Origin of the sequence: Grimontia celer, from assembly GCF_900055185.1 — a bacterium.
Taxonomy (GTDB): domain Bacteria; phylum Pseudomonadota; class Gammaproteobacteria; order Enterobacterales; family Vibrionaceae; genus Enterovibrio; species Enterovibrio celer.
This window is the reverse complement of record NZ_FIZX01000002.1, coordinates 1766224-1779168: the sequence shown is the minus strand read 5'-3', so window position 1 is coordinate 1779168 and position 12945 is coordinate 1766224. Positions and strand designations below refer to the sequence as shown.

At 48.2% G+C, this 12945-nt stretch carries 13 protein-coding genes; 3 read left to right on the top strand and 10 right to left on the bottom strand.

What is annotated here, in order from left to right; genetic code table 11:
• Positions 1-48 precede the first annotated feature (48 nt).
• The 3 genes from GCE9029_RS18290 to GCE9029_RS18280 all read right to left on the bottom strand — a co-directional run bounded on the left by GCE9029_RS18290 (position 49) and on the right by GCE9029_RS18280 (position 3192).
• Entirely contained in the window at positions 49-516 is a 468-nt protein-coding gene (locus tag GCE9029_RS18290; protein ID WP_062665454.1) for a DUF302 domain-containing protein, read from the bottom strand.
• A 515-nt stretch (positions 517-1031) separates the two neighbouring features.
• Positions 1032-1703 (bottom strand): response regulator, encoded by a 672-nt coding sequence (locus GCE9029_RS18285; protein ID WP_062665452.1) that lies wholly within the window; start codon positions 1701-1703, stop codon positions 1032-1034.
• Positions 1696-3192 carry an ATP-binding protein gene (locus GCE9029_RS18280; protein WP_062665450.1) on the bottom strand — a complete coding sequence of 499 codons (1497 nt, stop codon included), beginning with the start codon at positions 3190-3192 and terminating at the stop codon, positions 1696-1698. Before GCE9029_RS18280 ends, GCE9029_RS18285 begins: the two co-directional genes overlap by 8 nt.
• Positions 3193-3352: 160 nt before the next feature.
• Here GCE9029_RS18280 and GCE9029_RS18275 point away from each other — a divergent pair, with 160 nt between their 5' ends.
• Positions 3353-4885, top strand: coding sequence for a cytochrome-c peroxidase (locus tag GCE9029_RS18275; RefSeq protein ID WP_062665448.1), 1533 nt, complete (start codon positions 3353-3355; stop codon positions 4883-4885).
• Between the two features lie 301 nt (positions 4886-5186).
• Here GCE9029_RS18275 and GCE9029_RS18270 read toward each other — a convergent pair whose 3' ends face one another.
• The 4 genes from GCE9029_RS18270 to GCE9029_RS18255 all read right to left on the bottom strand — a co-directional run bounded on the left by GCE9029_RS18270 (position 5187) and on the right by GCE9029_RS18255 (position 9036).
• Positions 5187-5366: a hypothetical protein gene (locus GCE9029_RS18270; protein ID WP_002538184.1), complete on the bottom strand. Its 180-nt coding sequence runs from the start codon at positions 5364-5366 to the stop codon at positions 5187-5189.
• Positions 5367-5563: 197 nt separating this feature from the next.
• Complete coding sequence (locus GCE9029_RS18265; protein WP_062665446.1) at positions 5564-6223, bottom strand: c-type cytochrome; 660 nt, start codon at positions 6221-6223, stop codon at positions 5564-5566.
• 4 nt (positions 6224-6227) lie between these two features.
• Positions 6228-7541, bottom strand: coding sequence for a molybdopterin-dependent oxidoreductase (locus GCE9029_RS18260; protein WP_062665444.1), 1314 nt, complete (start codon positions 7539-7541; stop codon positions 6228-6230).
• A 220-nt stretch (positions 7542-7761) separates the two neighbouring features.
• The gene (locus GCE9029_RS18255) at positions 7762-9036 is read right to left on the bottom strand and encodes an amino acid deaminase (protein WP_062665442.1); all 1275 of its coding nucleotides are present in this window, start codon (positions 9034-9036) and stop codon (positions 7762-7764) included.
• 127 nt (positions 9037-9163) lie between these two features.
• On the opposite strand from GCE9029_RS18255, the gene GCE9029_RS18250 reads away from it, so the two are divergent.
• Both GCE9029_RS18250 and GCE9029_RS18245 read left to right on the top strand, forming a co-directional pair.
• The gene (locus GCE9029_RS18250) at positions 9164-10609 is read left to right on the top strand and encodes an N-acyl-D-amino-acid deacylase family protein (RefSeq protein ID WP_062665440.1); all 1446 of its coding nucleotides are present in this window, start codon (positions 9164-9166) and stop codon (positions 10607-10609) included.
• Positions 10606-10998 (top strand): RidA family protein, encoded by a 393-nt coding sequence (locus GCE9029_RS18245; protein WP_062665438.1) that lies wholly within the window; start codon positions 10606-10608, stop codon positions 10996-10998. The genes GCE9029_RS18250 and GCE9029_RS18245 overlap by 4 nt, the downstream gene beginning before the upstream one ends.
• Before the next feature lie 118 nt (positions 10999-11116).
• Here the strand turns inward: GCE9029_RS18245 and GCE9029_RS18240 are convergent, their stop codons facing one another.
• The 3 genes from GCE9029_RS18240 to GCE9029_RS18230 form a co-directional block, all read right to left on the bottom strand.
• On the bottom strand, positions 11117-11974 hold the full coding sequence (locus GCE9029_RS18240; protein WP_062665436.1) for a sterol desaturase family protein: 858 nt from the start codon (positions 11972-11974) through the stop codon (positions 11117-11119).
• A gap of 121 nt (positions 11975-12095) precedes the next feature.
• The gene (locus GCE9029_RS18235; RefSeq protein ID WP_062665434.1) at positions 12096-12374 is read right to left on the bottom strand and encodes a VF530 family protein; all 279 of its coding nucleotides are present in this window, start codon (positions 12372-12374) and stop codon (positions 12096-12098) included.
• Between the two features lie 118 nt (positions 12375-12492).
• Positions 12493-12822 carry a hypothetical protein gene (locus GCE9029_RS18230; RefSeq protein ID WP_197475383.1) on the bottom strand — a complete coding sequence of 110 codons (330 nt, stop codon included), beginning with the start codon at positions 12820-12822 and terminating at the stop codon, positions 12493-12495.
• Positions 12823-12945: the final 123 nt, after the last annotated feature.

Here is a 12945-nt window from a genome sequence, read left to right as displayed (position 1 = left end):
ACCCCGCAGCTTGCTGCGGGGTTTTTGTTTGTCTGAAGAATGTCTTTTTTATTGCTGAGGCGTTGGTTGTGTCGCCAGTTTTGCCAGAGAGACCAAAGCCTTTTCTACCTTCTTCACTGCTAAATCACACTTATCCAATCTGTGTCGCTTCACCACGTAGTTTGGATTGTTATAGCCAAGCCAGACTGTGCCATCATCATCTTCCCAAATAAGGGCTTTTTGCGGCAGGTCTATCCCAGCTGTTTGGCTGCATTCCATTAACGGCGTACCCACCTTAGGGTTTCCGAAAATTACCAACTCTGTGGGGCGCAAGTCTTTGCCTGTTTCTCGCGCTCCATCCTCATGGTCAATACGGCCAATGACATTCAATCCTCGCGCTCTCACTGCCGCAATAAGACGGTCTGTGGTAGTTCGGACATCGTATTGACTCTGTACCTGAACCATTCCTTCCAGCGCCGTTGAAGGCAGGCTAAAGAAGGCAGCAATGAACGCGAAAAGTCGGATGTTCAATCTCATAGTTGAATCCTTTTTTGCGAATACCAAATCAAAAAATCGTCAATACCCGATCCATCAAGTTAGCGGGACTGATTGGCTTTAACTGCCCGAAAATCCAGTTTCACCTGAGTGATTGGGTATGCAGAAGACACCATTCATCACACTTTAATGGATGAAGTAGAACTGCATGCCGACACATAAAGACTAGCAAATTGTTTTAGAAGTCACTTAAATGACTGAGAATCAAATGTGGGATTCTAGGGGCTGTTGTTCTTTGGTGATGGTTTTTGCAGCAGTTTGTGGGGATTTTATGCAAGGCAGAGGCTTCGAAATGTAGCAGGCCTACATGAGAAGCCGATAACGCAGGAGAAAGTCCCCACAAACGCTGCCCGAAGGGTTCTTCCCTAAGCGTTTTATGCTTTGTTGAGGTGTATTTGCTTAGAATGACTAGGCGGCATACACCTCGCCGCGCCTAAAACGCTTAGGGATAGAACAAAATTCAACCACCAAAGGTCAACAGCCCCTACTCAAGCTGTTTAAAGTACCAGCTTGTAACCGACGCTATAGACGGATTGCACAACCTCGTCTTCAGGGTTGATAGCATTGAGTTTTTTGCGCAGCTTTTTGATATGACTATCGACGGTCCTTTCACTGACAACTCTATGATCTTGATAAATATTATCAATGAGTTGCTGTCGAGAAAATACCCGTCCTGGGTCGCTAAACAGAAGATTCAACAGGTTGAACTCGATGGCAGTTAATGCTACTTCCTGTTGTTTGAACGTCACGATGTAACGTGACTCGTCTAGCTCGAGATTATTTTGGGTTTCTTGTTGGTTCGTCTGATTTCCAAGGCGACGAAGCACGGTTTTTACTCTGGCAACCACCTCTCTGGGGGAGAAAGGTTTACAGATATAGTCATCGGCTCCTAACTCCAATCCGAGCAATCGATCAATCTCTTCGACTTTCGCGGTAATCATGATAATGGGAACACCGCTTTGCTGTCGGATTTCACGGCATACAGTCAGTCCGTCTTTCTCCGGTAACATCAGATCTAACAAAATCATATCCGGTCGATGGGTTTGTTCCCACTCTACCGCTTCAGCACCAGTAAACTGTTGGGTAACGTCATGCCCAGCTTGAACGAGATAGTCTGTGATCAATTGAGAAATTTTAGGTTCGTCTTCAACAACAAGTATCTTAGCCATGCTCTTTTCCTGTGTTAAAGGCATTGGGTAAGTTCACGATTATTCTTAGCCCGCCTAATGGTGAGTGGCTGGCCTGAATACTTCCAGCATGCGCTTCGGCAATTTTCTGTACGATAGCGAGCCCAAGGCCTGAGCCGCCTTTTTCCCGATTTCTTGAGCTTTCTACCCGGTATAGCTTCTCGAACAAACGGGGTAACGATTCATCTGGTACGCCGGGTGCAGAGTCTTCGACAATCAGATTAACTAGGTTATGCTCTCTTGCCAGAGATAATCGAATAGTGCCCGGAGAATCGGTATATTTCTCGCTGTTGCTCAGCAGGTTCTCAACAAGCTGTTGTATTCGTGTCTCGTCACCGTTAATCCAGATCGATGCATCGCCTGCTTCCCATTCCAGATTTAGCCCAAGCTTTTGCATTTGAAGCGCGCGTCGCTGACAGGTTTCTTCCACCAGCTCGCTGATATCCAAGTCAGACATTTTATAGCGATACGCACCTATGTCCGCGTTTGTCAGCTCATACAAATCCTCGATCAATTTCTGTAGATGAATGATCTCTTCTTCAATGGAGGCTAACGTTTTTTGGTTAGCAGGTCGGATTCCGTCAATGATTGCTTCGAACTCTCCCTTGATGATGGAAAGAGGCGTCCTGAGTTCATGGGCTGTGCTGGCTAGCCATTCTTTGCGGGCACTTTCTGCAGACTCTAGTGTGGCTGCGAGCGTATTAATGTCAGCCGCTAACTTGGCCACTTCGTCTTTTCCGTAAACCTTCGTGCGGGCAGAATAGTTACCTTTCGCTATCTCCCCAGTGGTTGAGGCGATTTGGGTGACAGGCCGGATAAAAGCTCTTGAGAAGAACAAAGCAGCAATGGCACCAAACAACAGCGCTACCAAAGCTAACAAAAGAAATGCATGTTTCTGGCTTTCTGCGAAGGCTACATCATAGGAAGCTTCCGGCACTTTGGATGGCGGCCAGGCAAGGTAAGCGATAAGCGTGTCATCGACAGTGATGGGTAAAATAGAGAAATCTTTCTTAAAAGGACCTTTGACGGGTACACGATTTTCGTTGAGCAGCGAAACGCGGAGTTGATCTTGTGGGTGAGGATGTCGACCACGCTTCCTCTCGTGAGGCTGCGGTGGTTTGTTGCCAAACTCTCTTTTCCTTGGTGGCGGCCGGTGGGCTTTATCTGGCTCAAAAAGCTTAGTCATCACCCAGTTGTCCATCAATTCATCGGTAAGGGTTTCGCCTTGCTTTGAACTCTCCAGAAGTTGTCGCCAGTAATAGGGCTCTTTCTCTATCAAAGACAGGTTGCCATTTAACTCATGGAAGCGCTTGATGTTGTCCGCCAATGTTTGGAAAGCAACAGCTTCACGTTGATTGATATAGCGGATTAAACCCTGGTCAAAACTCCATTGAATGGCCATGTAGAGCAGCATGAGAATCGCGCCCAACGTAATGAGAAAACTAAGCCATAAGCGGACAAACAGTGACATGAAAACTCCAATTCTTTGACTTAACAAGAGTATAAGTAGAGTGATGTCGCTGCGAATACCTCGTGGCCAACTTGCACAATTGATCCACATTTCTTGCACAAGGTCTGCACTTTTCCTTTGTAACCTAAAAAAGACACAGGTTGTGTTTAGGGGAAAGACAATGGAAATTGCAGCAAATAATAAAAGTCATTGGGCTGCACTGATGTTATGTAGTAGTGCGTTGATCGGGTGTGGCGGAGGCGGCGGCGATGACGGCAGTGCCCAAACGATGCAGACAGCAGAACAAACTGAACTGGCGGGGATAATAGATAGTTTGGGGTTAGCCGTGAGCCCACTGTCGGGCAGGACGGTTCCTAATATCAATGATCCGCTCCCTCAGCTCGGGAAAAAGTTGTTCTTCAGTAAAAGCTTGAGCGGCGATCAGGACGTAGCATGTGCCAGCTGTCATCACCCCATGTTGGGTGGCGCTGATGGACTGAGTCTTCCTGTTGGTGTCAATGCGATACAACCGGAAGTCATGGGAGAGGGCAGGGTTGATGCGGACAATCTGCCTGATGTTCCAAGAAATAGCCCAACCATTTTCAATGTCGCACTCTGGGATACCAGTTTGTTTTGGGACTCTCGTGTTGAAAGTCTGGGTAAAGAGGCTGGGCAAAATGGTTCAGTCTCTGGTATCAGTACGCCGGACTCCGGTTTTGGTGTTGCAGATTCTAATGCGGGTAACAATCTTGTTATGGCACAGGCTAGATTTCCGGTGACATCCGATGAAGAGATGAAAGACACCACCTTTGAGTCTGGCGAAACCAATGATTCAATTCGCGACCATCTTGCTGCACGGATCGGCGATTATGGTGAAGGTTCTGGCGAACTTGCCACTAACGAATGGCTGACTGCTTTCCAGACTGCATTCAACAGCAGTGATGGCGCAGCAACACTGATTACTTTCGATAACATTGCGTTGGCTCTGTCTGAGTATCAACGCTCCATGGTATTTGTGAATTCGCCCTGGCAGAACTACCTCGATGGAGATACCAGCGCGTTAAGTGATGATGCCATTGAAGGAGCGATTCTGTTTTATACCTCAACGGATGATGATGGCGGAGGCTGTGTAAACTGCCACAGTGGATCGCTGTTTAGTGATGGTCAACAGCACACCATTGGCTTTCCGCAAATTGGCCCGGGCAAAGGGGTAGGGAATGATGATGATTTTGGCCGTGAGTCCATCACTGGAGATAGCGACGACAGGTATCGTTATCGCACACCATCGCTGCTAAACATCGCAGTGACCGCCCCCTATGGTCATGCTGGCGCGTATGCTGATTTGAATGATGTGCTTCGTCACTACAATAACCCCAGAAACACCGTCGACGACTTCTTTGATGACGATGAACTGTGCGATTTACCGCAGTTTGAAAATGTATCGGGTTGTACCAGTCTATACCCAGATTCCCGCCAGAATTCATTCCGCGCATTGAACAAGTTGGATGATGAGCAGGACGACGGAACATCGCTTTTTGGCAACATCAATATTAACGGTAACGAGAGAAATCAACTAGAAGCGTTTCTGAATGCGTTGACCGATCCCTGTGTGACGGACAGGGACTGCATGAGCTCATGGATTGCTGATGAAGTCGCGGATAACCCAGACGATAATGTACTGATCGCGACGGACCAATTCGGCTCGCCACTATAGTGTTTAAATACTTGCCCAAAATTGGTCAGATTCTCTCTTGGCCAGGTTGTTGTTCTGGAAAAAGGAGCATTAACCATCAACGCCAAGGGTGACCGCAGAAATAAAAAATGCCCCGAATGGGGCATTTTTTCTTGAGCGAGAAAAAGCTTAGGCTTTCTTAAGCGCTTTTTTGATTTTCTTCACTTTCGCTTTTGCTTTCTTCAGTGATTTTTTCAGTTCTTTCTTTGACTTTGCCATGATGCAATCTCCATTTAATTCTCAAATGAAGCCCTTTGGTAATGCTTAATCCGAAGAACTCCTGTTAAAGGCCGTTTGACCCATTTTCCTTTAGGAACTGTTTAATAAACTTGCGAATTTCCCGTGCCGCCGAACTGTCCAGTTCTTCACAGAGCGACACAAATTCATCCCTTTGTTGGCCGTTGATCCGGATGATGAGTTGGCTGTCTTTTTTGTTGGTGTCACTTTTCTTTTTACTGGCCATGCACAAAATCCGTATCGCCATTAGATATACAATGTATATACACAAAGATGGCCAGCATCTAGCAAACTGTCGGCTTTTTGGAGGAGGATAACGTTGCGGTGCAAGCCGAAGCATTTCAGGTCGAGGGTGATGGGATTTGAGTTGGAAAATGGAAACGCCTGCCAATGTAACCAAACAAACGTTTCCGGTAGTGGGATTTATAAACCGTAGTAGGTAGAGAGATAAACCAGTACCGCTTCGTGGTCATCAGGATCTAATTCGTCCATGCCTTGCTCATCCATCATCCATTCAAGGGTTTCATCCCAACTGTCTTTACTCAAACCTTGCTGGACGACAAGATGAAGCGAGTGGCAGGCTGAACAAACAGCAGCAACCAGCGCCATGTTTTCTCCGGGCTTGAGAATACCGTCGCCCACAGACTTCACAGGAGCACCAGCGTAAGCGGTCGTCCAGAGCGGAGGATTCGGATTTTTAGTGGCAAGCCAGGCAATAATGGCAGCCCTTGCACCAGGGTCTTCAACACCGGGAAACACCATATTGGTGCCCGGAGCGAATGTTGCTGGAGACTGCAAAAAGGCATCAAGCTTTTCTGCGTCCCATTGCCCTTGATGCTGTTTGAGCCCGCCGCTGTAGTTAAAGCCTTCCACCGACGCGATGTTCCTATCAGCCAACCCCCACAGGGGCGGGCCGACAACCGCAACACCATCAGGCTCTACCTGATGACAGGCTTTGCAAACCAGAGCTTGCTGTTCTCCTAACGCTATCAATTCTTCATTGGCGAAAAGCGCAGTACTGAAGAAAAAAAGCAAAGATAAAGAGAGCGGATTAAACCGCTCAATGAAGTTGAATCCATGCATCCACTTACCCCTTCACGACAACCGCAACACGGTGAAAGCTGTTGTTGAGATAGCCTTTGGGGTTCCATGCAATGGCAAAGGGTTGGCTCACGCCCTGATCATCAGTGGCTTTTGCCCACACTTCGTAGTAGCCGGGTTGGGGGAATTGCACCTTAGCATTGAAGGTTTGCCATGCGCCTTCGTTTGCTGGATCTGATAGATCCGTATCCATCCATGTTGCTCCGAAGTCTGTGGAGAGTTGTACGCTGTCTACTTTGCGGTCTCCTGACCAGGCGTGGCCTTTCACCATTAACTCATTACCACTGATTTCAGTATTGGTTTGTGGCGACGTGATGAGCGACTTCACTGGCATACGCTCAATGATGACGAAATCTTCTTTCGCCACTTTCTCGCCCGGTGCGACAGGACGGTTGGGAACTCGGTAAGCCTTGCCCGTCATTTTTGGACCGTCATGAACCTGATCCCTAACCTGAATGCGAGTTAGCCATTTCTGTGAACAGGAACCTGGCCACCCTGGGACCACCAGACGGAGTGGCGCGCCATTCATTGGATGAAGAGGTTCGCCATTTTGTTCAAAGGCAATCAGATTTTCTCCGCCCATGGCTTTAGCAATGGGTAATCCACGGGAGATAGGGAGCTTATCTGCTTTGCCGGAAAGGTGCTTGTCAGCGCTGTAGTGCGCGGTGTAGACAGCGCCATCCCGAACCCCAGCTGCTTTGAGTACATCGGCGAGCCGAACGCCTGTCCAGTTTGAGCATGCCACGGCACCGTAAGTCCACTGGTTTCCTTTGGCTTTGGGCTCAAAGAAAGCGCGGCCATTACCGCCGCACTCCACCACTAGTTGCTGTTCAACCACATCGAAGTTTTTCTTAAGATCCCCAATGGTCAACGTCATCGGCTTATCAACCAGACCATCAATGGTGAGTGTCCAGCTATCTGCATCGACATCTGTTGGGGGAATACCATTATTACGGATAAAGTGTCGTGTGGTGGGCGTGATGTCATCGTTCAATAGGTGAGGTGGCGTTTCTGCATTCATGGGTCTGTCGTTTAAAACGGTCAAACCGTCCTTTCCCTCAATCACCACATCTTCAAGGCCTTCTGCAAAAGCGGCGGGAATCATGCCCGCAGGCATATTTCGGTGAAAGGGAATAGCTCCTCCCAACACGGCAGCCATAGTGGCTAACCCTGCGCCTTTCAAAAAGCCTCGTCTGTCTGGGTAACTAACCCTTCCGAACACTTTGTCATCCGCTGTTTCTGGATTTTTTTCGTAGTACTCGTAGATACCTTTTGGTGCGTTTTTGTCTTCTTCTTTCATACTGCGTTCCTTCTTTTAGCCAACATCCTGGTAACTAGTGTCAGTTACTCATCTACAAGCCCGTTTTAAATGTGCTGCAAAAAGCGTAGTCAGCACCTTGAGAGACGGATCTCTCGGAACCGATAAAACAGTGAGGTACAAACAAAGGGACGGTGAAAGAAAGTCGTTAGATGCGATAGAGAGACAAAAAAATGCTCACCGAAGTGAGCATCTTAGGAAGTTAAAATTGAGTGGGTAACCAATGCTCAACAGTAAAGTCGTCATCAGCTAACGCGATATAGCGCCACTTATCGAAAGTCAGGCAAGGATGTGACGTTGAAAAGGCGATGACATCACCTACCTGTAAATCGCAGTTTTCCGGGACATCGACAAAGGTGTGCTGATCCATCACGGCTGTGGCGATCAACCCGTCGATATCGATTGCCGAGCCGTTTCGGAAGCCGCGCTCTGCAATAGGTAATCCGGCATCATAGGAGGCATCACGTTTGCCCATACCAATCACTGCCTTGCCCGGCTCTGGAGTAGAAACTACGCAAGCCCATACCTCCAGCGCGTTCTTCAAATCGCCACCCATGCGGCAAGCGACTCCCTGATTTTTCTCTGCACGGGCCATCACTTTCTTCTGCGCAACATCGTAAATACCGGTGTCATGGGTGAGATAACAGCCGGGGCGGATAACAGGGAGTAAGTCGTTATATTGGGAGAAGGTCTCTGCCACCAAATCATACCAAGCCGAACCTGCACCAGTGACGATGGCATCTTTGGTGTCAATTAGACCCTGGTCTTTGAGGGATTTTGCAAATTCAGCCGTTTCGGCAATGAAGGCACGGACACGCGCTTCGGCATCGTCACCGGAAATGACGCCTTCGTAGACTTCGACACCTGAAAGGGCAGTACCAGGTAATTTGTGAATGCGTTTAGCAAGTTCAGTCGCCGCTTCAATTCCCCGCACCCCACACCGTCCACCAGCCACACCAAGCTCAATGAATACCTTCACTTGCTGGCCACGTTCTGCGAAGAAGTTTGATAACTGCTCCACATTCAATGTGGAATCGACACTACAGTAGAAATTCACATCGAAACAGGACTGCAGTCTGGCGACTTCTGCCATGTTGGTTTTACCTACCAGCTGGTTTGCCATAATGATGTTCTGAGCGCCTGCCATCGCAGCAATCTCGGCATGAGCAGGGGTTGCTATTGTCATGCCCCAGGCACCTTGTTGAAGTTGTCGTTTGAACAGGTAAGGTGTCATAGAGGTTTTGCCGTGGGGGCACAAATTCACTTGATGCTGGTTTGCGAACGCTTGCATCCACCGGATATTACTCTCTACGGCACTTTGCAGTATCACTGCAGCGGGTAAACTGATTTCCTCTTCGATCAGGCTGTAGCGCCCGTTATCTTTCTGCTCTGCCCAAACACCTTTGGTACCCGGCGGGAAGTTTTTTTGGAGTGACACTTGATAGTTATCAATAGGTTGTTGCGCATAGTGACTCATTCCTTATTCTCCTAACATCCACTGTGTGCCATTGCGCTGGCTGATAAGTATTCAAAATACTAAGTCTTCCATCCGGCGCTGGCTACAGCAAATCTCTCCCAATTCGACAAGCAACAAGGACAGATCGATGGACTTCGATTTTGTGGTAAGTCGCGTAAATCTAATAGACGGTTCGGGTAAGCCAGCCTTTGAGGCTGATGTGGCAGTGAAGGGCGATCGGATAGTAGCCATTGGCGACCCGGGTTCTCTATACGCTGAGAAGCAGATAAACGGGAAAGGTCTGGTGCTGGCTCCCGGTTTTATTGATGTTCACACTCACGATGACACCAATGTAATACGCCAACCGGAATGTTTGCCAAAGATCAGCCAAGGGGTCACGACAGTACTGGTCGGTAACTGCGGGATCAGCGCATCCCCTGCTTTGCTTAAAAGCGATCCGCCAGATCCGATGAACCTGTTGGGTAAACGCAGTGATTTTGATTACCCAAGCTTTGCGGAATATGTGCATGCGGTGGAAAAAGCGCAGCCTTCGGTCAATGTTGCAGCGCTGGTGGGCCACACTACCCTTCGCAACAATGTGATGGACGACTTGCACCATCCTGCGACTGAGCTTGAAGTTCAGAAGATGCAACGCACCTTGCGTGATGCACTGGAACAAGGTGCTTTGGGATTAAGTTCAGGATTAGCCTATGCCTCTGCAAACAGTGCACAGACGGAAGAATTGAAAACACTGACGGCAGAATTGGGGGCATTTAATGGGATTTACACCACTCATCTTCGCAGCGAATTCGAACCTATTTTGGAAGCGATGGAAGAAGCGTTTGATACTGCTTCCCATGCCAACGTTCCGGTTGTTATTTCGCATCTGAAATGCGCAGGTGCGGGCAATTGGGGACGTACAAAAGATGTGATCTCTCTGATGGATATGGCAGCGGCTAAACAGGATATAGGCTGCGATTGTTATCCCTATACAGCAAGCTCTTCCACGCTGGACTTGAATCAGGTGACTGATGAAATTGAGATCTTTATTACGTGGTCGGAACCGCATCCAGAGCATGCGGGTAAAACACTAAAAGCGATTGCGAAAGCTTGGAACCTGCCGCTAATGGATGCAGCCAAAAAGCTGCAACCGGCGGGCGCTGTTTATCACTGCATGGCAGATGAAGATGTAGAACGGGTATTGCAGTACCGCCTTACCATGATTGGTTCCGATGGCTTACCGAATGACCCTCATCCTCATCCTAGGCTTTGGGGGGCTTTTCCACGTGTGCTTGGGCATTATTCAAGAGAGCAAAAGCTGCTCAGCCTTGAAGTCGCAGTGCACAAAATGACAGGGCTTTCGGCTTCAAGATTCAACCTAAAAGATCGCGGAGTTATCCGTGAAGGTGCATTGGCGGACTTGGTGTTGTTTAACCCTGAAACCATTAGAGACAGCGCTACGTTTGAAATGCCGACGCAAGCGGCACAGGGCATTATTCGCGTTTGGGTGAATGGTACCGAAACATGGACAGAACAAGGGGCGACAGGTCAACGGGCAGGTCGCTTTTTACGAAGAAACGGAGAACGGAAATGACGATTAAACGCTATGGCGTAGAAGGTGGCACTGGCACTGGTGGACAACATTTACCCTTTGCACGCGCGGTAGAAGCGGGCGGATTTTTGTATGTGTCTGGGCAGACGCCAATGACTGATGGCGAAGTTGTGGAGGGCGGGATCGTTGACCAAAGCCGTCTGGCGATTCAGAACTGTGTCGATATCATGGAAGAAGCAGGCTATGGCCTTGAGGATGTGGTACACGTCAAAGTGGTGCTGACGGATTCCCGTTATTTTCAGTCATTCAACAAAGTGTTCAAAGAATTCTTTGGTGCTAACCCACCAGCACGGATTTGTTTGGTCGCGGATCTAGTGGTTGATGTGAAAGTGGAAGTGGACGTGACCTGTTACCGCGACGACCGTCGATAACAGTATTTGTGGGGAATTTTCTACTGCGTTATCGGCTTCTCATTTAGGCCAGCTACACATTGACGCCTCTGCCTTGTATAAAGCCCCCACAAACTGTTGCAAAAATTATCACCTAAGGTCACTGCCTCTTGATTTCCGCGTTATCTGCTATTTTCGGCGCTCCGAAAAGATAGGCTATTCGCGTTTTGAAAGGTACACCCGGTGACAACGCCAATGTGAGCATCGTCTTCCACTGATGAAACGTAGCGACGAACGGGTTCCAACTATTGATCGGTTTTGGGATGCCGTAATCAATGTTTATGTCCTGTCTCTCTTCCACAAAAGTGCCAAACATCTTGTCCCAGATGATCAAAACGCCCGCAAAGTTACGGTCGATATACTCTGGATTTCTCGCATGATGCACGCGGTGGTGAGATGGCGTATTGAACACTTTTTCAATCCAGCCAAGTTTGCCAACCACCCGGGTATGAACAAAAAACTGAAATCCGAGGTTAAGCGCGACAACCAGAATCACCAGCTTAGGCGGGAAACCTATTAAAACCAGCGGCGTCCAGAACAGCCACATGCCGGAAATTGGGTAGGTCAGGCTTTGGCGGAAGGCAGTGGTAAAGTTCATGCGTTCTGAGCTGTGATGGGCGATATGTGAGGCCCAGAGCCAGTTAACGTGGTGAGAAGCGCGGTGAAACCAGTAGTAAAAGAAATCCTGCAGGATGAAAACAGCAAACAGGGTGAAGGGGGTCAGTGTGATATCAAAAAGACGGAACTGAAATAGCCCAAGGAAGAAAGGCATCAAGAGCAATGTCGCGATGACATCTGCCCCTTGGTGAAAACCGGCAAGGCTGAAGTTACAGAACAGTTCTTTTAGCGAGTAATCCTTCTCTCCCTGCTTTTTCAAGATCCGGAATTCTAGGATCATGCACAGCAGAAAAATCGGGGAAAGGAATAGCAGTGTGAGTGACTCCCAACCAGTATCCATGTCATTTCCTTTGCCATTGGTTAGATTAGCCAAACCAATGGTCTGGCCAGTTACCTCAACCATACATCAGGTAAATGTTGGTGACAAAATGCTCAGGATGTTTTTGGGGCGTTAAGTCAACTCACTCATTATCGAGCTTTTTGAGCGCCGCTGCCCAAGGGTCGGCTTTTTCAGCTTGGTCTTGGCCGAAGAAAGTGTCGATATAAAGCTGTTCGACTTTCTCTCGTGCCCAAGGTGTTTTGCGCAGAAACTTCAGGCTGGATTTAACAGAAGGGTCGCTTCGGAAACAGTTAATGGCGATTTCATTGCCAAGTGCCTGCCAACCATAGTGCTCCACCAGCTTGTTGATGATTTTTTCGAGCTTCACGCCATGAAGCGGGTTGTTTGGTTGATGGTCCATAATACTGCTTGAATAGGTAATGACAGCGGCGAATGTGCCACAATGAGTGGGGCTGTTCAATGAAAAACAGGAGCTCAATAGCTCCTGTCTAAGTTTTTATGTTTCAGCGGGGCTGGACTTAGCGACGCATTGAAAGGCTTTGGTCACTGAACTGGTTCATGCGAAGACGGGTTTTGATGTCTTCACAAGCACGTTGGATGCTGAAGGTATCTTCATCACTCATGTGCAAAGAGAGAGTGCCGCTAAAGCGAACATCTTCACAGATGTCGGCAAGACCGATCAGATCGGCAATCTTTGCATCCTCAGGATCTTTTAGCAGTTTCTCGTGCTGTTTTTGAATTTGGATTGCATAGATTTTGCTGGAATAGGTGATGGAAAAGAGTGTCAGGCCAATCATTGCAATCAATAAAACGGCGGTGGCGATAAATATAGGTTTGTTGTTAGACATAGCGCAATTCATACCAACTGAAGTGAATTTAAGTATCTTATTTTGTAGGGGGAAGTCTACGCTTCTGGGCATTATGTTCGCAATAGTTTCAAATTTATAAATAACAGAAAACTGAGACTGCGC